At 58.5% G+C, this 23077-nt stretch carries 23 protein-coding genes; 7 read left to right on the top strand and 16 right to left on the bottom strand.

All coding sequences use genetic code 11. The annotated features are described in order from the left end of the window. Window positions 1–11 precede the first annotated feature (11 nt). Window positions 12–842, bottom strand: a complete 831-nt coding sequence (gene cysE / locus IE123_RS03695; RefSeq protein ID WP_189515190.1) for a serine O-acetyltransferase — start codon at window positions 840–842, stop codon at window positions 12–14. 219 nt (window positions 843–1061) lie between these two features. Here cysE and IE123_RS03690 point away from each other — a divergent pair, with 219 nt between their 5' ends. Next, complete coding sequence (locus tag IE123_RS03690; RefSeq protein ID WP_189515188.1) at window positions 1062–2318, top strand: hypothetical protein; 1257 nt, start codon at window positions 1062–1064, stop codon at window positions 2316–2318. A gap of 16 nt (window positions 2319–2334) precedes the next feature. On the opposite strand, the gene aroC is transcribed toward IE123_RS03690, so the two are convergent. Both aroC and prmB read right to left on the bottom strand, forming a co-directional pair. Next, window positions 2335–3426 (bottom strand): chorismate synthase, encoded by a 1092-nt coding sequence (aroC, locus tag IE123_RS03685; protein ID WP_189515186.1) that lies wholly within the window; start codon window positions 3424–3426, stop codon window positions 2335–2337. A gap of 89 nt (window positions 3427–3515) precedes the next feature. Further along, window positions 3516–4484 carry a 50S ribosomal protein L3 N(5)-glutamine methyltransferase gene (prmB, locus tag IE123_RS03680; RefSeq protein WP_189515184.1) on the bottom strand — a complete coding sequence of 323 codons (969 nt, stop codon included), beginning with the start codon at window positions 4482–4484 and terminating at the stop codon, window positions 3516–3518. A 186-nt stretch (window positions 4485–4670) separates the two neighbouring features. On the opposite strand from prmB, the gene IE123_RS03675 reads away from it, so the two are divergent. Then, entirely contained in the window at window positions 4671–5255 is a 585-nt protein-coding gene (locus IE123_RS03675) for a Smr/MutS family protein (protein WP_189515182.1), read from the top strand. Here the strand turns inward: IE123_RS03675 and IE123_RS03670 are convergent. After that, the gene (locus tag IE123_RS03670; protein WP_189515180.1) at window positions 5240–6118 is read right to left on the bottom strand and encodes an alpha/beta hydrolase; all 879 of its coding nucleotides are present in this window, start codon (window positions 6116–6118) and stop codon (window positions 5240–5242) included. The genes IE123_RS03675 and IE123_RS03670 overlap by 16 nt on opposite strands. Before the next feature lie 417 nt (window positions 6119–6535). Between IE123_RS03670 and IE123_RS03665 the strand changes: the two genes are divergently transcribed. Then, complete coding sequence (locus IE123_RS03665; RefSeq protein ID WP_189515178.1) at window positions 6536–7489, top strand: AEC family transporter; 954 nt, start codon at window positions 6536–6538, stop codon at window positions 7487–7489. A gap of 21 nt (window positions 7490–7510) precedes the next feature. On the opposite strand, the gene sixA is transcribed toward IE123_RS03665, so the two are convergent. Together sixA and IE123_RS03655 are read right to left on the bottom strand one after the other, a co-directional pair. Next, on the bottom strand, window positions 7511–8017 hold the full coding sequence (gene sixA, locus IE123_RS03660) for a phosphohistidine phosphatase SixA (protein ID WP_229819570.1): 507 nt from the start codon (window positions 8015–8017) through the stop codon (window positions 7511–7513). Then, window positions 8014–9120: an NAD(P)H-dependent glycerol-3-phosphate dehydrogenase gene (locus IE123_RS03655; RefSeq protein ID WP_189515176.1), complete on the bottom strand. Its 1107-nt coding sequence runs from the start codon at window positions 9118–9120 to the stop codon at window positions 8014–8016. Before IE123_RS03655 ends, sixA begins: the two co-directional genes overlap by 4 nt. Window positions 9121–9371: 251 nt before the next feature. Between IE123_RS03655 and IE123_RS03650 the strand changes: the two genes are divergently transcribed. Continuing rightward, window positions 9372–10034 carry a response regulator transcription factor gene (locus IE123_RS03650; RefSeq protein WP_189515174.1) on the top strand — a complete coding sequence of 221 codons (663 nt, stop codon included), beginning with the start codon at window positions 9372–9374 and terminating at the stop codon, window positions 10032–10034. Continuing rightward, window positions 10031–11458 (top strand): ATP-binding protein, encoded by a 1428-nt coding sequence (locus tag IE123_RS03645; protein ID WP_189515172.1) that lies wholly within the window; start codon window positions 10031–10033, stop codon window positions 11456–11458. Before IE123_RS03650 ends, IE123_RS03645 begins: the two co-directional genes overlap by 4 nt. Window positions 11459–11544: 86 nt before the next feature. On the opposite strand, the gene IE123_RS03640 is transcribed toward IE123_RS03645, so the two are convergent. The 3 genes from IE123_RS03640 to IE123_RS03630 all read right to left on the bottom strand — a co-directional run bounded on the left by IE123_RS03640 (window position 11545) and on the right by IE123_RS03630 (window position 14911). Next, window positions 11545–12312 carry a protein bax gene (locus IE123_RS03640; protein WP_189515169.1) on the bottom strand — a complete coding sequence of 256 codons (768 nt, stop codon included), beginning with the start codon at window positions 12310–12312 and terminating at the stop codon, window positions 11545–11547. 214 nt (window positions 12313–12526) lie between these two features. Then, window positions 12527–14410 carry a molecular chaperone HtpG gene (htpG, locus tag IE123_RS03635; protein WP_189515167.1) on the bottom strand — a complete coding sequence of 628 codons (1884 nt, stop codon included), beginning with the start codon at window positions 14408–14410 and terminating at the stop codon, window positions 12527–12529. Window positions 14411–14584: 174 nt separating this feature from the next. Further along, complete coding sequence (locus IE123_RS03630; RefSeq protein ID WP_229819569.1) at window positions 14585–14911, bottom strand: YkvA family protein; 327 nt, start codon at window positions 14909–14911, stop codon at window positions 14585–14587. 197 nt (window positions 14912–15108) lie between these two features. Between IE123_RS03630 and IE123_RS03625 the strand changes: the two genes are divergently transcribed. Then, entirely contained in the window at window positions 15109–17043 is a 1935-nt protein-coding gene (locus tag IE123_RS03625) for a transglycosylase SLT domain-containing protein (protein WP_229819568.1), read from the top strand. Between the two features lie 61 nt (window positions 17044–17104). On the opposite strand, the gene IE123_RS03620 is transcribed toward IE123_RS03625, so the two are convergent. The 5 genes from IE123_RS03620 to IE123_RS03600 form a co-directional block, all read right to left on the bottom strand. Then, entirely contained in the window at window positions 17105–17674 is a 570-nt protein-coding gene (locus IE123_RS03620) for an exopolysaccharide biosynthesis protein (RefSeq protein ID WP_189515165.1), read from the bottom strand. Window positions 17675–17712: 38 nt separating this feature from the next. Further along, the gene (locus IE123_RS03615) at window positions 17713–18651 is read right to left on the bottom strand and encodes a cation diffusion facilitator family transporter (protein ID WP_189515163.1); all 939 of its coding nucleotides are present in this window, start codon (window positions 18649–18651) and stop codon (window positions 17713–17715) included. Window positions 18652–18673: 22 nt separating this feature from the next. After that, a complete protein-coding gene (locus IE123_RS03610; RefSeq protein WP_189515161.1) occupies window positions 18674–19108 on the bottom strand; it encodes an NINE protein in 435 nt (144 codons plus the stop codon). Window positions 19109–19195: 87 nt separating this feature from the next. Next, window positions 19196–19663: a GNAT family N-acetyltransferase gene (locus IE123_RS03605; protein ID WP_189515159.1), complete on the bottom strand. Its 468-nt coding sequence runs from the start codon at window positions 19661–19663 to the stop codon at window positions 19196–19198. Beyond that, window positions 19660–20499 carry an isopenicillin N synthase family dioxygenase gene (locus IE123_RS03600; protein WP_189515157.1) on the bottom strand — a complete coding sequence of 280 codons (840 nt, stop codon included), beginning with the start codon at window positions 20497–20499 and terminating at the stop codon, window positions 19660–19662. Before IE123_RS03600 ends, IE123_RS03605 begins: the two co-directional genes overlap by 4 nt. A gap of 219 nt (window positions 20500–20718) precedes the next feature. On the opposite strand from IE123_RS03600, the gene IE123_RS03595 reads away from it, so the two are divergent. Next, window positions 20719–20925: a cold-shock protein gene (locus IE123_RS03595; protein ID WP_189515155.1), complete on the top strand. Its 207-nt coding sequence runs from the start codon at window positions 20719–20721 to the stop codon at window positions 20923–20925. 119 nt (window positions 20926–21044) lie between these two features. Here IE123_RS03595 and IE123_RS03590 read toward each other — a convergent pair whose 3' ends face one another. Further along, window positions 21045–21476 (bottom strand): hypothetical protein, encoded by a 432-nt coding sequence (locus tag IE123_RS03590; protein ID WP_189515153.1) that lies wholly within the window; start codon window positions 21474–21476, stop codon window positions 21045–21047. Window positions 21477–21738: 262 nt separating this feature from the next. Continuing rightward, a complete protein-coding gene (yegS, locus tag IE123_RS03585) occupies window positions 21739–22668 on the bottom strand; it encodes a lipid kinase YegS (RefSeq protein WP_189515151.1) in 930 nt (309 codons plus the stop codon). Window positions 22669–23077: the final 409 nt, after the last annotated feature.

The raw sequence follows: 23077 nt of genomic DNA, 5'->3' as shown, positions 1-23077 counted from the left end.
TGTTTACTGCCTCAGGGACCCTGCTGGTACCACTGGGGGCTTGTGACATGCTGAAAGCTGCCGTGCTCCATGGTCACCGACGGGCTCGGGCAGCGTGGCCGGCCGACCTGGCGCGCGGGTATGCCCACTGCCGTCGTGTGCTCGGCAACGCTTGCCAGCACCACGCTGCCGGCGCCGATCTGCGCGCCGTAACCAATTTCGATATTGCCCAGTACAGTGGCCCCGGCACCAATCAATACGCCGCTGCGCACCTTGGGATGCCGGTCGCCACTTTCCTTGCCGGTACCGCCAAGCGTGACACCCTGCATGATGGAGACGTTATCGCCGATCTCGGCGGTCTCGCCGATGACAATCCCGGTGCCATGATCAAGCATCACACCGTGGCCTACTCGACAGGCCGGATGAATGTCGATACCAAAGACGCGCGTCGTGCGATCATGCAACGCGCGAGCCAGCATGCGCCGGTCGTCACACCACAGGGCATGGGCAAGACGATGCGCCTGTAGCGCCTGAAAGCCCTTGAGATACAGTAAAATGGGCAGATAGTCACTGCTTGCCGCATCACGCTCAAACACTGCAGTCATATCCTGTGCGGCGATATCCACCAGCACCGGATTTTCCTGATAAAGCCCCTGAAAACAGTGCGTCAACGCCTCGATCGAGAGCGTCCTGTTGGCCAGTGTTGAGGCCATGACGGTGGTCAAACATCCTTCAAGATGGTGCTGCGACAACACGTAGGTGTTCAGCATATCCGCCAGCAGGGGCTCGGCCTGCGCGGCCACAAGCGCTTCCTGATGCAACAGACCGAACACGCGAGACCGTGCGCCAATGTCATGCAACATATTGCTTCCCATCGAAGATATTGTATCCACCGAGGACATACCGTCACTCTCCCATTCTGGGCCCTGTCGATGGCGCACAGAGTAACGCAGCGTAATTTTTTGTGCTTGCAGCGTTTATGGCGACGCGCGTTTCAACACAATTCTGTGATGAAAGCCTTCTTTTGCGCCAGACTCCTGCCTTCGCAACGGCTTCAATTTTTTCCGGGACATTCTCGACACATGTCATCAGACAATAACCGCCAGGCTTCTCAGCACTCGCGCGATTCATCAGAATCTCATGACCCTCGCACTGATTCCTCACTGACGGTGGGTCTGATACCGGCGCCCGAACTGCCCGAATTACTGGTATCGCTGATCATTGAAGAGCTGAGCGATCAGCTTTCAAACGATGTTGACGATACCTGCCAGTGGCAGCTGGACAGCGTCACCGATCCACTGATCGGTGCCGAAGACAATACCCGTGACATTCTTTCCAAGGCGCGCGAACTCAGCGAGTCGCGACACTGGGACTACATCATCTGCATTACCGACCTGCCCATTTTTCGCAACCGCCAGATCGTCGTGGCGGAAGTCTGTGAAGCCCGCGGCATGGGCATCATTTCACAGCCGGCACTGGGCGCCTCGCCGCTGCGCCGTCGGATGGCAGAGTCCATTGTGCAACTGGTCAGTGAACTCCATCACGGCAGCTCCGAGGACGCGCGCGACCGGGAGCAAAAGCGCCAGGACAACAAAGGGCGCGGGCTCCTGAACTGGTGGCGCAGGCACAATGCCCGTGACCTGATGAGGCTGCGCCTGTCCGAACGCGTGGCACCCATCAAACGGGTCAACGTCCACGATGACCAGCAGGACATCGATGTACGGTTCGTATCCGCCAGACGACTGCCCGGTGCCTGCAAGCTGCTGGGCGGCATGGTCAGGGCCAATCGGCCATGGACCATCTTTCCCACCTTTCGAAAGATTATTGCCGTGGCCTTTGCCACTGGTGCCTACGGGTTGATCTTCCCCACCCTGTGGCGGCTGAGCGATGCCTATGAACCGCTGCGGTTCGCCGCCCTTATGATGGCCGCCATGATCGCCATGGTTGGCTGGATCATTCTTGATCACGGCCTCTGGGAACCACAGCGTCATCCGCAGGCCTTCCCCATGGCGCGCCTTTATAACCTCACGACACTGATTACCCTGAGCATGGGCGTAGTGTTTTATTACGTCTCGTTGCTGGTACTGTTTCTGGGCGCGGTCGCTCTGTTTGTTCCCTCAAGCCTTCTGGCATCCACCCTGGAGCACGACATCGGTCTGATGGATTATCTGTCACTGGCCTGGCTTACGACCTCGGTGGCCACGGTTGCCGGCGCACTCGGTGCCGGCCTTGAAAGTGATGAGACGGTGCGCAGCGCCACTTATGGCTACCGGCAAAAGGCCCGCCAGAAGCGGGCCCGAGAGCTTGCCGAAAAGGCAAGGGAGCAACAGGAGAAGTAGTAGCTGCCACACAGCGCTAGCGCTGTGTGAGTCGAGGCGTCTCGACGCTGACCTCACCGTTTTGCCCGCGCTGGCGCAGTAGATGATCCATTAGCGTCAGCGCCATCATGGCCTCGGCAATTGGCGTGGCACGAATACCGACACAGGGGTCATGACGCCCCTTCGTAATGACCTCGACCGGCTCGCCATGCACGTTGATCGACCGACCGGGTGTGGTAATGCTGGAGGTCGGCTTGAGTGCCAGATGCGCCACGATCGGCTGACCGGTGGAGATGCCGCCCAGCACGCCGCCGGCGTGGTTGGAGAGAAAGCCCTCGGGCGTCATCTCATCGCGGTGCTCACTGCCACGCTGGGCAATGCTGTCAAATCCTGTGCCGATTTCAACGCCCTTGACCGCGTTAATGCTCATCAGGCCGTGCGCCAGTTCGGCATCAAGGCGATCAAACACCGGCTCGCCCAGCCCGACCGGCACGCCTTCGGCAACCACGGTAATGCGGGCGCCGACGCTGTCCTGGTCACGCCTGAGCTGATCCATGTAGGCTTCAAGCTCCGGCACGCGCTCAGGGTCGGGACAGAAAAAGGGATTGTCATCGACCCCTTCCCAGCCTTTGAAATCAATCCTGATCGGACCGAGCTGGCTCATGTAGCCGCGCACAGTGATGCCCCGCCCTGCCAGATACTTCTTGGCAATCGCCCCCGCGGCCACGCGCATGGCAGTCTCGCGCGCGCTGGAGCGTCCGCCGCCGCGATAGTCGCGAACGCCGTACTTGTGGTGATAGGTATAGTCGGCGTGCGCCGGGCGGAACTGATCCTTGATCTTCGAGTAATCCTTCGAGCGCTGATCGGTATTTTCGATCATGAGGCCGATCGGTGTACCGGTGGTTACCCCCTCGAACACCCCTGAAAGAATGCGCACCTCATCGGCTTCGCGCCGCTGGGTCGTATGACGGGAGCTGCCAGGACGGCGACGATCCAGATCACCCTGCAGATCCGCCTCACAAAGCGGCAGGCCCGGCGGGCAGCCATCGACAATGGCGCCCAGTGCCGGGCCATGGCTTTCCCCGAAAGTGGTCAGCGTAAAGAGTTTGCCGAAGGTATTACCGGACATGTTGTATTCCTGACATTGCGTCGTGTGGGCCGATCACCTGGCCGCACGACAGATCAAAATTCAAACCGGGGCCTGTCACATCCGACAGTTCAGCGCGACAGCGTCGGCGCCCATTCATCCAGCTGTGCGGCCGTCAGTGCAAATACGCCGTGCCCGCCACGGGCGAATTCGAGCCACAGGAAAGGCACTTCGGGCCAGGTCTCGATCACGTGGCGCTCGGAATTGCCGACCTCGACAAGCAGCACGCCATCGTCGGTCAGGTAATCGCGCGCCTCGCGCAGCATGCGTCGAACGATATCCAGCCCATCGTCGCCGGCGCCCAGCGCCAGCGCCGGCTCATGACCGAACTCGGCCGGCATGCCGCCCAGATCCCCGGCGTCCACATAGGGCGGGTTGCTGACAATCAGATCAAAGCGCTGGCCGGCCACCGGGGCAAAGAGATCACCGGCCACCGCCTTCACGCGGGCACCGACGTCGTGGCGGGTAATATTGGCCCGCGCCACATCAATGGCGTCTTCGCTGATGTCGGCGAGCATGACATGGGTCGTGGGCATCATCAGGGCTGCAGCAATGCCGATACAGCCCGAACCGGTGCAAAGATCAAGCATATGCGCCGGATCGCGCGTCTCAAACCACAGATCAAAGCCCGACTCGATCAGCTCGGCGATCGGCGAGCGCGGGATCAGCACGCGCTCATCGACATTGAAGGGGAAACCGGCATAGAAGGCCTCCCCCAGCAGATACGGCAGCGGGCGACGCTCCAGCGCACGGGCACGCAACAGCGTAATAATGCGGGCGCGCTCGATACGAAGGACGCGGGCATCGATAATGGCAGGGTCAACATCATGGGGCAGACGCAGCGCGCCCAGCACCAGCGCCACGGCTTCATCCCAGGCGCTGTCAGTGCCATGTCCGTAATACAGATCGTGCGCGTTGAAGACACTGACCGCCAGACGCAGATAATCACGCACGGTGACCAGCTCATCGATCAGGGTGTCATCATCCAGAGAGAGTGGCGCGGCGGCGGGTACAGGCATGCGGGCAGAAACGTCGCTCATGAATGCGGCGGCCTTGTCGAGTGGTAGTGAAAGGGACAAAGGTCGAAAGTGTACCCGTTATCCCGTATCGGCGCATCGCCGGATGCCTGCACATTGGCAGCCGATTCCCTATACTCACCGACCTGAATCCATGATGTCGACGCCCCGATCAACATGACGGACAAAAACTTCCAGCGGAGAGAAGGCATGGCCGGTAACCGCCAACCTGACGATGACGACCGGGCAGCCTTTCGCGAGGCCATGCAGGGCAGCGATATTCGCCCTGTTCGTCACGATCGCGCCGATATCGGCCGCACGCCACGACACGGCGAGCTGCGCCATCGCCGCGAGGCAGCGGCCAGCAACGGTAATACGGTAACGGCAACCTCTTCTCGCACCTCCGACGGGCGTGTCGATCCGGTCCGTCCCTCGGAGGCGCTCATGTTTGCCCTGAGCGACCTGCCCCATCGAACGCTTGCCCAGCTCAAACGCGGGACGATTGCCTGGCAGGCGGGCCTGGATCTTCATGGTTACGACCTTGAGCAGGCTCGCACTGAACTTGAGGCCTTTCTGCACGAATCGCGGGCCAACCGGGCGCGCTGCGTGCTGATCGTGCACGGCAAGGCATGGTCAGGCGCGGCGCGCTACCCTGTTATCAAGAGTCACGTCAATGCCTGGCTGCGTGAACTCCCCGAAGTGCTGGCCTTCTGCTCGGCGCAGGACCGGGACGGCGGCACCGGTGCCGTCTATGTATTGCTGCGCCGCACGCGTGAGGATTACGCCACGCCGTAGACCCTGAGGATCACGTCAGCCACCCCCACCACGCTTTGCGGCTCAAGATGAAGATGATGCCCGCCGGGCACGTGGTGGGTGGTCAGGGTGCCCATCTCGTGACGCACCCCTTCACGATCCAGATGATTGCCGATAATGCCGTTTTCCGCCTCGATCAGATCAACCGGCGCCTGGATGGCCAGCAGCATGTCGCGTGACTGCTCGGGCGTCAGCTTGACCTGCGAGGGGCGCAGCAGCCGCGGATCGGTGCGATAGCGCATTCGCGTGTCATCCTGCACCAGACTGCGGGCGATCAAGGGCTCGGCGGTATCGTGATCCAGTGGCGTGATGGCCCCGGCTACGCGCGCCTCAAGCGCTGCTTCAAGACTCGAGTAGGACGGCGGCGGTGAGAGTGGACGACGCACGCCCAGCACACCGTTGCGCAGCTGACGTGTCGATTGCTCGACCGGCGTGGTCAATGCGCCGATGCCATCAATCAGCCATAGACGCTCAATGCGCTCGGGCAGCGCTGCAGCCAGCAGACATGACACACAGGCGCCCAGCGAATGGGCCAGCAGCGTGGCCCGCTCGATCCCCAGATCATCGAGCGTATCCAGCACATCGTGGATATAGTCCCACAGCGCGTAATCGGTCCCCTTGCCCAGCCATTGGGACTTGCCGTGACCTGCAAAGTCGATGGCGACGATACGAATATCGAGTCTTTCCACCAGCAGTGGTGCCAGTCGTGTGAAGCTTGCGGCATTGTCCAGCCAGCCATGCAGGGCCACCCAGGTCGGTGCCTCCACTGACAGACCTTCCCGCTCCCATACCAGACCGGCCAGGCGGTTATCGGCCAAACGGCACTCTCGCGGTCTTGCACTCATCCTGCTCGCTCCATCGTCATCAAACCCGAAACAATACGACGACCAGGGATGCGATGCACTTTTTGTGTCGTGCCCGGCGAATCGAGCAACGTGCCCGAAGGCGTATCCGACAAGGACACGCCATATCGCGACCGAGTGTCACAGGAATTTCGGGTCGCTCCACCTACCCCTGACGCGTATGATGGCGCTCCCTTTGGCTCATCTGCTTTGGAGTCGTGCATGTCTGATGCCTCCCGCCGTCTGCGCAACCGTCTCTTTTTTGCAGTCGTGCTGGCCGGCCTGATCACGGGCTTTCTAACGCTCTAGCGCTTTTGATACGACTTCCCCACCGGTCCTTTTCATGATCGGCCTCTCTCGGGCCGGATTCGTGGAAGCGCCACAATGTCATGGCGCCCTGTCGCCATATGGTATGTCTGCATGAACCCGTCAGCCATTTTTGCTGAAACCCTGAACGTGACGTTTCCTGTCTTTGCCATGGTGCTTCTGGGCGTGGCCCTCAAGCGTCTCAAATGGATCGACACTGCCTTTATCAATACCAGTTCGGCGCTGGTTTTCCGTGGCGCCATGCCCACCCTGCTCTTTTTATCCCTGATCGATGCCGACATGTCGCAGGCACTGATACCGAGCCTGATGGCCTATCTGGCACTGGCAACAGTGGCAAGTTTTCTGCTGATCTGGTGGTGGGCCACCCGACGAGTCGTCGTTCCTGAAGACCGCGGTGTCTATGTACAGGCGGCCTTTCGGGGCAATGGCGGCATCATAGGGCTGGCGCTGGCAGGCAGCATGTATGGGCAGTTTGGTCTATCTGCCGGCAGCGTGCTGGTGGCCACCCTCATCCCGCTCTATAACGTACTGGCCGTCATTGTGCTGGCCTGGTATCAGCCACAGGCCAAGACCAGCTGGCGCAGCATCGGACTCAAGATCCTTAAAAATCCGCTGATCCTTTCCGTGGTGGCGGGGCTTTCCTTTGCGGCCAGTGGCCTTGCCCTACCGAGCTGGCTGCACACCTCGGGCGAGTACTTTGCCAACATGACGTTGCCGCTGGCGCTGATCAGCATTGGCGGTACCATGTCGATGACGGCCATTCGCGAGGCCAGCGGCGTAGCGCTTGGCGCCAGTCTGATGAAGATGGTATGGATGCCGACAGCGACGGTACTCATCGCCTGGCTGGCAGGGTTTGAGGGGCGGGAACTGGTGCTGCTCTTTTTGTTTCTGGGCAGCCCCTCAGCGGCCGCCAGCTTTGTGATGGCCAGAGCCATGGGCGGCAATGCAAGGCTTGCCGCCAACACAGTGGCCATTACGACACTTGCCAGCAGTGTCACCATCACACTGGGCATTTTTATTCTACAGATCAGTGGTATGGCGGGCTGACACGCCCGCCATCATCCTGGTTCAGGCGCCGTTATCGAGTGCGGCGGTCGCCGGCGTGACATGGCGTACCAGCGTCGCGCATCCGGCCGCCCATACCTGCGCGTCCAGCTCGATCACATCCGCCGTGCCCATGGGCAGGCGCGCGTTGGGCCCACCATCCACCAGCTGGCCCACCAGCTCTGCCACCAGCGGCATGTGGCTGACAAACAGCCAGGGCGTATCATCATGTTGTGGATCGACATTGTGTGTCAGCCACTCGATCAGCGTCTGGGGCGGCACATCCGGTGTCATGATGGGCAGCGTCATGATGTCATCCACCTGCAGCGCCCGGGCGATAATGCTGGCACTCTGCTGGGCACGGTCATAGGGACTGGCCACAATCCTGAGCTGACGCCCCCTGTCGCCCAGCTGCGAGACAAACCAGTCAGCAATACTGGCAACTTCCTTCTGCCCGGTAGTGTCCAATGGCCGGTGCGCGTCGGGCGTTCCGGAAGCGGCTTCCCCATGGCGCATTACATAGATCTTCATGATGAAATATCCCTGGCTGCAGTTTGCTGCTGAGCACGCCGCGTATCCTCTCGCGGCAGCGTAAATTCAACGTCACTACTCTGTTCACTGCGCATGAGCGCCGTGGCCATTTCCCGCGGTGCGACGCCTTCAAACATGACCCGATAAAGCCCGGTGGCCAGCGGCATGTAGATATTCTCCTCGCTGGCCCGCCTGACAATCAGCGATACCGTATTGACGCCTTCGGCGACCTGACCCAGCGCCGCGACGGCCTCATCCAGCGTTCGCCCTTCGCCCATTGCATAACCTACCCGGTAATTACGTGACAGGTTCGAGGAGCAGGTCACGATCAGATCGCCGACCCCGGCCAGCCCCAGAAAGGTCATCGGATTGGCGCCCTGCGCCACCGCAAAGCGGCTCATCTCGGCCAGCGCCCGAGTGATCAGCATGCTGCGGGTGTTTTCGCCCATGCCAAGCGCTGCCGCCATGCCCACGGCAATGGCATAGATGTTTTTGAGCGCACCACCCATTTCAACACCATAGCGGTCATTGCTGGCATAGACACGAAAATGATCACACGAAAGCGCTGCCTGCACCCGCGAACGGGTCTGCTCATCGTTGCTGGCCACGACACTGGCACTCAGATGTCCCTGCGCAATTTCAGCCGCCAGGTTCGGCCCCGAAAGCACGCCGATGTGCGCACTGTGGGTTTCCTGCTCCAGAATCTGACTCATCAGGAGGAAGCTGTCGGTTTCGATGCCCTTGGTGGTACTGACCACGATGGCATCAGGGGCCAGATAGGGCGACGCCTGACGCACGACCTGGCGAAAGCCGCCGGAAGGGATGGCCACCAGCACCAGCAGCGCCTCTTCAAGCACCCAGGCGAGATCGGTAGAAGCCACAACATCAGGATGAATGCTGAAGTCAGGCAGATAGCGATGATTGACATGATGGGTATTCACATGCTCGACAAGATCTGCGTCGCGCATCCACTGGCGTACTCTGGCGCCACCAGTGGCGGCAATACTGGCCAGTGCGGTGCCAAAACTGCCGCCCCCCAGCACGGCCACCGGAGGCACACGAATATCATCTGTACTGGCCTGCGACTGATGCTCGGCTGCCATGGATAATCCTTGTTGATCGACGATAGGCAGGCTTTAGTGTAACCCCTGACCGGCCACAGACGTAACGCAGCGTCATGCCCGTTCGACAACGCCTGCGGGCACCAATGGCCGCTTTCGAGGTCAGAAAGCAGAATCAATGGCTTGCATCAACACAAGGGACAAGGATCATGAGAACATTACACCATCATTCATCATTGCATCCGGGTGGCGCTATGCCAGCCATGCAACGTTCTGATCAGGACTCTCTCAACATGCAGGTATTATTTGTCGAAGATGATGTATTGCTGGGCGATGGTATCGAGACGGCGCTGCGTCGTGAGGGTCATCAGGTCACATGGCTGACCGAAGGTGAAGGTGTGCTTGAGCATGTTGAACGCGGCCAGATCGATGCCGTCATTCTTGACCTGGGGCTTCCCGGCATTGATGGCATGGAAGTGCTGCGTCGGATTCGCGCTGCCCACGATGTTCCGGTATTGATCCTGACGGCTCGCGACAGTCTGGAAGACCGTATTCAGGGGCTTGATGCCGGCGCCGACGACTACGTCCTCAAGCCCTTTGATGTGGATGAGCTGCAGGCCAGACTGCGCGCCATCAGCCGCCGTCAGGGTGGTCGCACACAGCAGAGTATCAGGATCGGTCCGCTGCATATCGATCACGCCCGCCACGAGGTCAGCTGGAAGGAGCGACTGGTCAAGCTCAGTCGGCGTGAATATACCCTCCTGCATGAGCTGGCCCAGCATCCCGGCCAGGTGTTCACACGCCCCCATCTGGAAAAGCTGCTGTACGGCTGCTGTGACGAGATCGAATCCAATGCGCTGGAGGTGCACATTCACCACCTGCGCAAGAAGCTGGACAGCAACCTGATCGTGACCCTGCGGGGGATCGGCTACCGCCTGGACGACAAGATCGAATGACCTCGATTCGTCGCTACCTGACACGGGCCGTCATGGGACTGGTACTGCTGGGCGCTATCCTCTCGGGTCTGGCGGCGTGGCTGATCACCAGGCATGAGCTTGAAGAGATGTTTGACGCGCAGCTCTCCCAGTTCGGGCGCATCGTGACCGGCATGATCGATATCAACATGGATTCGCAGGACTACCAGGCCTTGGCGGATCGCCTGACCCAGCCCGGCCATGCGGCGCGCTTTTATAGCATGGAAGAAGATGACACCTCGGGTATCGTCATGGATACCCACTCCGTGAACACGCCACAGCGATTTCGGGAGGAAGAACGCCTCCTGTCGCTGGGTTTCTGGAACAGTGACCGCTCGCCGCGCATGCTCAGTGCCGAGTGGAATGATAACGGCCCCTTCCCGCCTCCCAAGGAGACCGGCTATCGCTGGGTCACCTATGACAGTGAAAACTGGCGCGTGTTCAGCATCTACGACGAGCAGCATGGTGTCTGGGTTTCCACGGGGCTGCGCGAGGATTTTCAGCAGGAACTGGTCAGCAAGATTCTGCTGGGCAACAGCATTCCCTTCCTGTTGATACTGCCCCTTCTGGGCTTCGCGCTCTGGTGGGTCATTCGTCGCGGCCTGCGTCCCATCGACAATCTGTCTGCCGAAGTCGCCCGGCGTTATCACCAGGACCTTACCCCCATCGAGCAGGCCCCGCCTCAGGAACTGTGGGGGCTTCGCGATTCCCTCAATGCCTTTATCGAAAGGCTTCGCATGGCGCTTGACCGGGAAAGGCGCTTCACGGCCGATGCCGCGCATGAGCTGCGCACACCACTGGCGGGTCTCAAGATTCATCTGGATAACGCTCGCGCCAGCGAGCAGGACTATCAGAGCTCACTGGACAAGGCACGCCAGGGCATCGAGCGTTTGCAGCGGGTGGTGGATCAGCTTCTGACCCTGGCGCGCGTGGAACGATCACCACAGCGCCAGCAGGATGTCGTGGATCTCTATCCCATTGCGTCGCAGCTGGCCGGTGAGATGTGGCCGCTGGCCAGTCATCGTCAGCAGCAGCTGGAGATGAGCGGACTGTCCGCTCTTGAAGTGCGTGCCGACCCAACAGAGCTGGGGGTGCTGCTGCGCAATCTGCTGGATAACGCTCTGCGCTACACCCCCGATGGCGGCACGGTCATGCTGCATCTGGACAGGATACAAGGCCAACCGATGATTCAGGTCATCGATGATGGCCCAGGCGTTCCTGCTGAGTCACTCGAGAAGATCACCGAGCGCTTTCATCGCGCCAATCAGCGCATGACCGGCAGCGGTCTTGGACTTTCCATCGTCAAACAGCTGACCCAGCGGCAACAGGCCACGCTCGTTATCCATAACCGTGAGCCGCATGGGCTGATCGTGACCGTGACCTGGCCACCGCTACAGCCACACTGAGCCATGACCTCTGGCAATGAACACGCACCATCCCTGAAAATGAAAAAGTCGCCGTGAGGCGACTTTTTCATGGGCGGTAGATACGATCAGGCGGGATCGTCACTGTCCTGCACGCGCATCTCTTCAATCAACGGCGCATTGGTATTTAACAGTGACTGAAGCGCGGCCAGATAGGCATCGCCACGGATGGAGTAGTTCTGCAGCGAGGGAATCAATGCCAGGGCATTGACGTTTTTACCCTTGTCACGCAACGCGGCGCGGCGCTCGCGCAGATGCCCATAGGCACGATGGGTATTGAGGTTGCGCATGTAGGCTTCGATCCCGTCATAAACGGTGGCAAAGCTTTGATAACCGCTGCCGGTGCCGGTCTGCTCAAGACCGCAGTTGCTGCCAAAGCAGCGCATGCCGAAGAGATTATTGCCTTCACGGGCAAAGCGGGAGGTTCCCCAGCCGGACTCTTCCACGGCCTGAATCAGAACCAGCTGGATCGGTACAGTATCAACGCGGGCAAACAACCTGGACCAGTTGACGTCCTTTTCGTTTTTACAGCTCAGACCATAATCCTTGCAGATTTCAGTCAGGCGCTTTCGCGAATCGGCAGTCCAGCGTTTTTGCTCACGCATGTGCGATAGCCATTCACGATCATTTTGAATCTCATCGTTGGCTTTCTCGATGAGCGGGATCATGAGGTTGAAAAAGGCGATCTTGCGGTCGGTGCCTGCGGGATGTTCACGCAGGTCCGGCATCTGGAAACTGGGCTTGCTGGCATCAGCGTGAGAGACGTTGAACACGCTGAAAACGGAGAGTGCAAGCACGAGCGTCAACGTCTTTAACGGGCGATGCGTTCGTGTCATGTGACAGGGCTCGGTATCAGGACAAGACTGCAGGCTAACATAATTTGGCTGCTGCGTCGCCATAAGCAACAATCTGAGGCGAAAATCCGTAAATTTGCACAATCATGCAAATTCTCGAATATCTAAAAGACGAGTATTACCGGGCAATTGCAGGAAAGTTGAGGCTAACAGGCGATGGCAGCCAAAAGGCCACCATCGCTGTTATCAATGTCTGTCAGTGGGTCAACATGGCATTGAGACGACGCACATAGGCGGCAGGATCATCGAGCTGACCACCTTCAGCGATCACGGCCTGATCAAAGAGCACATGCGCCAGATCCGTAAAGGCTTCACCGTTACTACCTTCAAGCCTTGAGATCAGTGCATGATCCGGGTTGAACTCAAGGATCGGCTTGACCTCGGGCACCGGCTGACCGGCGGCCTCCATCAGACGGCGCATCTGATAGCCCATTTCGTTTTCCGGCAGTACGACACAGGCCGGTGACTCGGTCAGACGATGCGTGACCCGCACTTCCTGTACCTGATCGCCCAGCGCCTCACGGAAACGCTCGGCCAGTCCTTCCTTGGCCTTCGCACTTTCCTGCTGCGCCTGCTTCTCTTCTTCGCTATCAATCTCGCCCAGATCCAGATCACCGCGCGTAATATCGACCATTGACTTGCCGTCGAACTCGGTGAGATGGGTCATCAGCCATTCATCAATGCGGTCGGACAGCAGCAGTACCTCGATGCCCTTTTTGCGGAAAATCTCGAGGTGCGGGCTGTGACGCGCAGCATTGAAGCTGTCGGCGATGATGTAATAGATCGCCTTCTGATTGTCCTTCATGCGGGCGATATAGTCAGACAGCGACTGATCCTGCACGCTGCTGTCCGTATGCGTACTGGCAAAGCGCAGCAGACCACCGATCTTTTCACGGTTGCTGTGGTCTTCCGCCGGGCCTTCCTTGAGCACACCGCCAAACTGGTTCCAGAAGTTCTGATAGGTCTCGCTGTCCTTTGACAGCTTGCTGAGCATATCGAGCGCGCGCTTGGTCAGCGCTCCCTTCATCTTCTCGACCTGCGGGTCCTGCTGGAGGATTTCGCGCGAAACGTTCAGCGACAGATCGTTGGAGTCGACCACGCCCTTGATAAAGCGCAGATAGAGCGGCAGGAACTGCTCGGCATCATCAATGATGAATACCCGCTGTACATAGAGCTTGAGGCCGCGAGCCCCCTCACGCTGATAAAGATCAAACGGTGCACGTGCAGGCACATAGAGAAGACTGGTGTACTCAAGCTTGCCTTCGACCCGGTTATGGCTCCAGGTCAGCGGATCGCTGAAATCATGCGCCACATGCTTGTAAAACGCCTTGTACTCGTCGTCGCTGACGTCGCTTTTGGGACGAACCCACAGTGCCTGCGCTTCGTTGACGGTTTCCCAGGTAACGGTCGCCTCGGCGTCACCCTCACCTTCCTGAACGGTCGGCATGCGCACCGGCACTTCGATATGGTCGGAGTACTTGCGCACCAGTGACTTCAAGCGATGCTCGTCGGCAAACTCGAGCGCATCTTCCTTGAGATGCAGCACGATTTCGGTGCCGTGCTTTTCGCGCTCGATATCGACGATGGTAAATTCACCCTCGCCCTTCGAGCGCCATTCCACGCCCTGCTCATGCGGCGTGCCGGCCAGACGCGTGCGCACCACGACTTCATCGGCCACGATAAAGCCCGAATAGAAACCGACCCCGAACTGACCGATCAGGCGGGCGTCCTTTTGCTGCTCGCCGGACATCTGCTTGAGAAACTCGGCCGTGCCCGAGCGCGCGATGGTGCCCAGATTGGCAATCACATCCTCGCGATTCATGCCGATACCGTTGTCCCGGATCGTGACCGTTTTGCCATCGTGATCAAATTCGATCTCGACACGCAGTTCCGGATCATTTTCATACAGGCCATCGTTTTCCAGTGCGCGGTAGCGCAGCTTGTCGCAGGCATCGGCACTGTTGGAGATCAGCTCACGCAGAAAGATTTCCCGATTGGAGTACAGGGAATGAATCATCAGGTGAAGAAGCTGTTTGACTTCGGTCTGAAAACCGAGCGTCTGCTCTTGCGCACTCGTCATGGCAACATTTCTCTTCTGACAATAACCAACAGGGTGAAACACAGGGTGCAGCCTGCCACCCGGGCAGGCCCCGCCGTGCGGTGTGTTACCCGTTATGGGGGAAGTTACCGGTTTTTCAAGAGAAACCGCTCGACATCCATCAACGCGCTGCGAGTATTCGGATGTGATCCGACATCATGTGGTGGGGGTAGCCTGGGTCTCGCGCCATTGCCGATAGTCGTCAAGCTCCTCATCAAGCTTGGCCAGCAGCCAGCCACCGATGATGAGATCATCCAGCAGTCCCCAGAAGGGAATGAAGTTCGGAATCAGATCAATCGGGTTGGCCACATAGACGACGGCCAGCGCCATCAGTCCTACTGCCTTTTTGGGCAGCGGTCGATAACGGCCCTTGCGCCAGTCGTTCATCATCGGAAAAAACGTGCGCAGCGCCTTGAATATGCGCAGGTAGATGCGACCACGGCCGCGAATCAGACCAATGGGGTTGAGTCGACCTTTTGCCATGGATGGATGCTCCAGATAAAAATGTGGTGTCGGAAAGACCGTTCACTGCATGAAGCCATATCCGCTTAACGCTGCAGGAACCAAAGATCGTCATGACGGGATCGTTAAATCCAGCCACCTGGATTAGTCTAGGCCCCAGAGACGCAGTATGCCTGTCAAAGGCATGTTCATATTGATGGCTGACAGGAGTTGTGCGGGTGGGGTTCACGCAGACATTATCCAGACGCTGGCTGGGCGTCATCCTTGCAGCCGGTCTTGCCGCGCCGGCGCTGGCCAGTGACGAAAGCTTTAACCGGTCCTTTGAGGCCGCTCGCGCCCAGCAGTGGCAACAAATCGACCATGACGGTATTCGCGGCCACGTGCTGGAAGGCTATGTCGAATATCACGAACTCAAGTCGCGCCTGCCGGGTGTATCACCGTCGGTCATCAATGACTACCTCAAGCGCCATCAGGACTCGGTACTTTCCGAGTGGATGCGGGGTGTGGCACAGGATGCCTGGGGGTCTCGTCAGCAGTTTGACGATTTCCTGGCGATCAGCGATGGCGTGCCGCAAGGTACCACTCGCCAGTGCTGGTACTATCGCGCCCTTTTGAACCAGGCGCCACAGCGTGCCGCCATTGGCGGGCGCGAGCTATGGCTGGTCGGTCATTCACAACCTGCCGCCTGCGATCCGCTGTTTGAGCGCCTGCGCGCCAATGGCGCCATTACCGGCGCCGATGTCTGGGCGCGAACCATGCTCGCCTGGCGCGCAGGAGACGACGCCATGATGCGCTATCTGCCCGGCGAACTGCCAACTGACTGGCAGCCCCAGCGCACCGCACTTGAACGCCTGCAGGGGGATCCCGGACGCATCACTGAACTGCCGGGACTCGTCAACAACAATGCCCAGGGCGTCTCCTCACTCTACAGCACCGCCATGGCACGCCTCACCCGACAGAACACGGCTCAGGCACTGATAGCCTGGCGCGAGATCAAATCTCGTGCACCGCTGACCGATGAACAGCAACACGACATCGAACACGACCTGGCGTTCTATTCGCTGGTGCGTGATATCAGTGCCAACGCCCAGTGGGCCGATGCTGCTGCCGCCGAGCTGGGCGATCAGGACCTGCTGGAGCTGCGCACGCGCAAGGCGCTTGAGCATCGCCAGTGGAACGAGGTTGCGACCTGGATCGAGCGCATGGAGGAAGACGATCGTCATGATGCCCACTGGCAATACTGGCTGGGCCGCGCCCGCCAGCAGCTGGGCAACGAGGCAGAGGCCCGCCAGGCATGGCAGATCGCGGCCGGACAACGCAGCTTCTTCGGTTTCGCCGCGGCCGATCGTATTAATCAGCCCTACGCACTTGAAAATGAAAGGGTCACGATCGCTGAACATGATCTGAAGGACGCCGCTGCCCTGCCCTCGATGCGTCGGATTGCTGCGTTGTATCGCATCAACGAGCCGGGGCTGGCACGCGCCGAGTGGTACTATCTGATGCGTCATTTACCCAGCGCGCAACGCCCGACCCTGACGCAATATGCTCTTACCCAGCAGTGGTATGACCTGACCATTTATGCCGCCATTCGCGGCGACCACTGGAATGCGCTCAACTGGCGATTCCCGCAGGGCTATGCCGAGCTTTTCCAGAAGTGGGGCCGGTCACGCAATATTGACCCGTGGCTTCTCATGGCACTGGCACGGCGTGAAAGCTCCTTTAACCCGCAGGCACAGTCACCGGTCGGCGCACGCGGTTTGATGCAGCTGATGCCCGGCACAGGGCAGCATGTCAGCCAGCAGCTTGGCGTGCCATGGCAGGGCGTCTCCAGTCTTGAGGATCCGGAGACCAACGTCATGCTGGGCAGCGCCTACATCCGGGACATGGCAGCACGCTACAGCGGCAATCGCATTGCGGCATCCGCTGCCTACAATGCAGGCCCCGGCCGTGTGGATCGCTGGCTGGCGCAGAGTGACGAACCCTTTGATCTCTTTATCGAGGAGATTCCCTTTCGTGAAACGCGCGAATACGTTCAGGCAGTGCTGACCTATCGCGCCATTTTTGAAGGGCTGGCAAAAGGCTCCACCGAGGGGGTTCACATGATGACAGAGCACGAACGCACGACACGCTATAGCGGCGCACTGCAGCGCTGAAATGCTGTATTCAATAAAAGGGCCCTGTTGCAGGGCCCTTTTTTATATGAAAGAACAGCTTTTATAGCATCAGAAACAGCGAAATCATCCCCGCCAGTGCCACTGTCAGGCCAATCAGCATGACCAGTCCATCACGCGCCATCATGCCCAGTGCAATCAATAGCAGCATGGAACAGGGCAATGCTGGCGCCAGCGGCAGTGGCTCGACAAAGGGGATGCAAAGGCTGATCAAAACGATCAGCAGAGCCGTAATGCGATGGGCAGCGGCGTTGTTCATGAAGGACAGCCGCGGCTTGAAGAGTCGTTCCAGACGCTTTACCCAGGGTTGTGCCTTTTCCACCACGCGATGATAGCGCTGACCATCGATGGAGAGATGACGTATGCGTTTGGGCAGCCATGGATTGTTGCGCCCCATGACCAGCTGAATGGCCACCAGCGCCGTGATGACACCGCACACCGATGGCAGCCCAAACACCGGCAGCACCAGCGCAATCAGTGGTGGCATGACCAGCAGCGGGCCGAAACTGCGCGAGTGAAAGGTTTCCAGAATATCGTTGATGCTGACATCGCTGCCTTCGTGCTCATCGTCCAGTGATGTCAGCAGATCACTAAGCTTTTGGGTTTGCGCCATGAATATCCAAATATTCTGCGTGCATGAAACGAGCGGCTTCAGGTTACCGTTCGACGTGATAATCCATTGTCCTCAAGACTTGACTCGGCCTCGATAAACACCCGCTTGATCTCGCTGTGCTGCTGCTTGAGGCCTTGATCAAGCTCTGCAATGACCCGTTCCAGCCTTTCAGCCGGCATGCTCCGATCAAAGCGTACGCTCAGATTGACCAGGATAAAATCCGGTCCCATATGCATGGTCAGGACTTCATTGACGGCCTCGACCTGAGCATGACGCCCCACCGTATCGCGAATATCGTCCACCACGCGGCGGTTTGCACTTTCTCCAATCAAAAGCCCCTTCGTCTCGATGGCAAGCCATATGGCAGTACCTGCCAGTATCAATCCGATCACGATGGAGGCCATGCCATCGAATATCGGGTTGCCGGTAACCTGACTCAGCCAGACACCCGCCAGCGCAACAAAAAGCCCCAGCATCGCCGCCGAATCCTCAAAAAGCACCATGAACAGTGAAGGGTCCTTGCCCCGCTGCACGGCTTCAACATACCCCCACTTGCCCTTGGTCTTGCGAAAACCGTGCAGGGCAAATAGCCATGATGCCCCCTCAAAGAGAATCGCCAGGCCCAGCACAATGTAGTTGATCAGGGGCGATGACATGGGCTCGGGGGATTGAACATGGATTACCCCTTCGTAAAACGAGACGCCTGCGCCGATCGCAAAAATCAAAATGGCGACCACGAAGCTCCAGAAGTAGACCTCCTTGCCATAGCCAAACGGAAAATCCCGATCCGGTGGCTTTTGGGCACGATGCATGCCCAGCAGCAGCAGGACCTGATTGCCGGTATCGACCACCGAATGAATGCCTTCAGACAGCATGGCCGAACTGCCCGTTAGCGCGGCAGCAACGAACTTGGTCACGGCAACGGCCAGGTTGCCAGCCATCGCTGCATAGATAACGGCTTTTGATTCAGAGGCCATTACAGGATTCCTGCTTCGAACACTAGCGCTCGCGCTCGTGTTTTATCGACAGCTGATCGTTGAGTGTCCAGAAATCATAGAGGATGCCCAGCAGAAAAAGCCCCCCGGTCAGCAAATAGATCACGCCCGTAATCCATTTGTCCATGTACATGCGATGGATACCCAGCACTCCCAGAAAGGTCAGCAGTATCCATGTGATCGTATAGCTTCTGCTGCCACGCCTAAAACGAAGATCCGCCTGACGATCCATGAGCGGAATGAGAAAGAGATCGACGATCCATCCGATTAAAAAAAGGCCAAAGGTAAAAAACCAGATCGTGCCGGTAACGGGTTTGCCGTAGTAGAAGCGGTGTGCGCCGGTAAAACCAAAAAGCCACAGCAGATACCCCATGAACATGTTGTGGGTACCCTGCGTGGCAGCGGTGGCGCGTACTGAAGCGTGTTCGGGTGCAGACATGGCATTGCCTTTCAGGGAAGTGGTACTGCACCCGATATGGTGGCAGGCGAGGATACAGTCAATGCCGGGAAGTGCGATCGCAGAAGCTCATGTGCGCCTTTCCATGTTCAAAAGCCCCGATATATCGCCCGAGTTCGGCATGGGCTGAAAACCCATGCGTTCATAAAGGCGGCGCGCGGGATTTTCGGCAAAGACCTTGAGGCGCATTTTTCTGGCCCCCTGTGCTTCCTGTCGCGCGATCCAGTGTGTCAGCACCTCAGCACCGATCCCCTGCCCGCGCCACTGCGCCACCAGATGCAGCTCACGAAGGTGATGAATGCCTTCCACCACATCCCAGGCAATCAGCCCTGCCCTTTGCCCATCACGCATGATGATGGCGGTTTCCAGACGCACCCACTGATCCTTGAAAAGCTGTCGGCTAAAGACCATGCGACGTTTTTGCCAGTAGGGCGACATGGTCTCCTCTACCAGCTGCTGAGCAAAGCGCAGATCATCGGTATGGTTACCGGGCCGCCAGTCCAGTGGCCACTGCGACTGTGAAGTAACGGCATTCATGATACGCCCAGTTCCTTGAGCCTTTCCTTGAGATAGGCATCGGCACTATAACGGCTGGAGAGGACAACATCCGGCCGGGGGTGCAGAAACAGCGGCAGGGACAGGCGCGCACGCTGGCGCGAGCCGCCTTCGGGATTGACCACCCGATGCGTGGTCGAGGGGAAATACCCGCCGGAGGCTTCCTGCAGCATGTCACCGACGTTGATCACCAGCTGACCCGGATCACAGGGCACGGGCAACCACTGTCCATCGCGACCCTTGACCTCAAGCCCCGCTTCATTGGAGGCAGGCAACACGGTAATCAGGTTGATGTCTTCATGAGCGCCTGCGCGTACGGCGCCGCTGGCCTCCCCGCCTTCAAGGGGCGGATAGTAAAGCACGCGCAAGAGTGTCTGCTGACTGTCCCGAATCATGCTGGACAGCGCTTCGCTGAAACGGCTCGAGACCTCTTGTGGCGTGTTGGCTTCAATCCAGCCCAGCAGCGTGGTGGCCACGTCCTGTGCAATTTTATAGTACTCGTCAATATCTTCCTGCAGGCTGGCGGGCACTTTCGTCCCGGGATAGATATGAAAGTACTCCTTGAGATCCTTTTGCGTTTGCCCCTTCGCCGTCTCGGACACACTGGCGGGGAAAAAGCCGGCATGGGTTTCAGGGTCAAAACGCCACTGGTGCTTGTCTTCATCTTCAAAAAAGGCAGCCCAGCCAGCGTAAATTCGCTCAACGAGTGCCTGCGGCACGGGGTGATTGCGCACCACACCAAAGCCGGTCTCACGTAGCGATTGGGTAAACTGTTGTGCTGCCTGAGAATTTTGATAATCGACGTTTTGAACGTGCATTTACCCTGCCTCCAGAAGTCATCAATCCATGCATAATGGCACGCCATTGCCGTTTGGCAAATTGCACTTGACCTTTCTCAGGATCCTGAATCATGCTTCCAGAGGTGGCTTTATGGAGGGATGATGTGGCAGACCCCGGCATCATCCTTATCCCTGAAAGCCCAACGCAAAAACGGGCTGCGGCTCGGTATCACTGCAAATAAAGCAAGGACATCAAAGATGGCAACCGGTACTGTCAAGTGGTTTAACGACACAAAGGGATATGGCTTTATCTCTCCCGATGACGGTGGTGACGATCTCTTCGCACACTTCTCCGAGATTCAGGCTGAAGGCTTCAAGTCGCTTCAGGATGGCCAGAAGGTCTCCTTTGAAGTCACTCAGGGCAAGAAAGGCCTTCAGGCCGCTAATATCAAGGCTATTGACTGATCCCGGCATCAGCATACTCGCCTTGCAAAAAGCCCGCGCCATGGCGCGGGCTTTTTTATGTTTGACCAGAACGACCGTTCGTCGCACTGGCGGGCCGCATGGCGGCCCACCCTGGCAGTTTACTGCGTATTATTGCTGGACGAGTTGTTGAACTGATCAGCCTCGCCCGCTTGACTCATGGCACCCGAGGAGCCGGCATTGGTGGCGGAGTGACCCGTACCACCTTCACGCGCACCGGTGCTTTCATCCGTGCTTTCCTGGGCTTCGTTCATGCCCTGCATGGTGCCTGAATCGTCATCCATATCGTCATCTTCCGGCATGGCGGTAGTGCCGCCACTTTCCGGATCCATGGTGCCGTTGTCAGTACCGGCCTGCTCGGCGGCGCCGTCGGATGTCGCATTGGCACCCTCACCGTCCATGTACTGGCTGCTCTGATTGGCTTCCTGGGCCTGATCACCTGCCTCATCGGCCGGATCGTCCTGATTACAGGCACTCAAACCGAGCGCCATGACAAAGGCAAGGCTCGCTGCCGCAATTGTTTTCCCTTTCATGAATACCTCCCTGATAACTTCAAATAAAAATCGCGCCAATGGACATGGAACCGAAACACAAGCGGACATGGCTCCCGCTTCGGTGCAACACGTTTTGCATACGCCAGAAAAGCGTAGACCAGTCCATGCCTTCAAACGTATTCACATTGATGCGCAACATGACGTGCCTACTACTTATAGCCGTGTCGATAATGTCATGCCGTCGTCATTTTGTAACATTCAGGTTAATGCCAGCCGTCATCGCACACCTGTCGACACCGTACTAGCTGCTGCGCCCATGCCGGCTTCGGGGTTTTCCTGTGTACATGAGTCGGCATTCATCAGGAAGAACAATGGACAGGGCCCCCGGACAGACTTCCACTCTGGCCTGCGTAAACTCATGAAACTCGCCATCCAGATTGATGGGCAGCGGCGTCTTGCTCTGAAAATCCATGGACGTCAGCTGATGGTAACGCACCAGCTTGCCATCAGTGGGCAGTTCCCGCAGCTCCTGAATGGCGCTGCCCACGGCGCCCAGTGAAAAGGCCTCCACTGTCAACACATCCAGCAGGCCATCATTGAGCAGGGCTCGCGGCGTCAACTCCTGCCCGCCGCCCGCCTGACAGCCATTACCGATCGCCAGTACGATCAGGTCACGCTCATAATTGCCATCGCTTGTCTGGAGCTGGCAACGAAAAGGCTCAAAGCGCCAGGCCTGCATGATACCTACCAGCGAATAGGCGCCCCCGCCCAGCAGCTTTTTCAGGGCCGGCGGTGTATCACTGGTGACCTTGGCACCAAAACCACCGGAGGCCATGTTGAGGAAGTAAAGATCGTTGATACGGGCAACATCGATGGCACGCGGCGTGCCGTGAACCGCAAGCGACAGTGCATCAAGAGGGGGCTCCGGAATCTCCGTGGCAGTGGCAAAATCGTTTGCCGTGCCCATGGGAATGATGCCCAGCGCAGGACGTATTGCAGCATCAATGCTCATGAGAGCATTGGTGGCTTCATGGAGCGTGCCGTCACCGCCGGCGACAATGATGCGATCAAGCTTCTGCTCCACTGCCTCGGCCAGAAAGCGCGCAATATCGCCACTTTCCCACGTCACCCGGACCGAAAGATTCACCCCCTCCTCGCGAATGCGATCCACTGCCTCGCGCAGTTCAGGATTTCCGACGCCCTTGCCATTTACAATTAGCCAGAAATTCAAGATCACACTCCTGTTCTATCGGGTTGGTAAATCCCGGCGCAATATCGGGATAGCCGCTAACGTGTTGTCCGCGCGCCATGGTGAGAGATATATCACGTTGTGTGCTTCTCGCCATGGCGAGAAGAGACTTCTGGCGTGATACATACAAGCATCGCTGCGCTCAAAAAGGGCCATGGAAACTACCATGCCATCAAGCGTACTTCATCTCTCCGGTGATGATATCCATGAACACGCAAGGCAGTGCGGCGTCGCAGACCTGTCAGGAAGCCCTGCTGTCCTGACCGGACGGTTTTGCCCCACGGACATCATTGCCTGACACAGTTCGTGTACCCGAACCGATGCAGGTATACTCCGTCGTTTTTACTATCCGGGTGGCCGATGGCATGAACGGTCGCAACAGCCTGATAAC

Origin of the sequence: Kushneria pakistanensis, assembly GCF_014652795.1 — a bacterium.
GTDB classification, from domain to species: domain Bacteria; phylum Pseudomonadota; class Gammaproteobacteria; order Pseudomonadales; family Halomonadaceae; genus Kushneria; species Kushneria pakistanensis.
The sequence above is the reverse complement of the archived record's forward strand: the minus strand, read 5'-3'. Positions and strand labels throughout refer to the sequence as shown.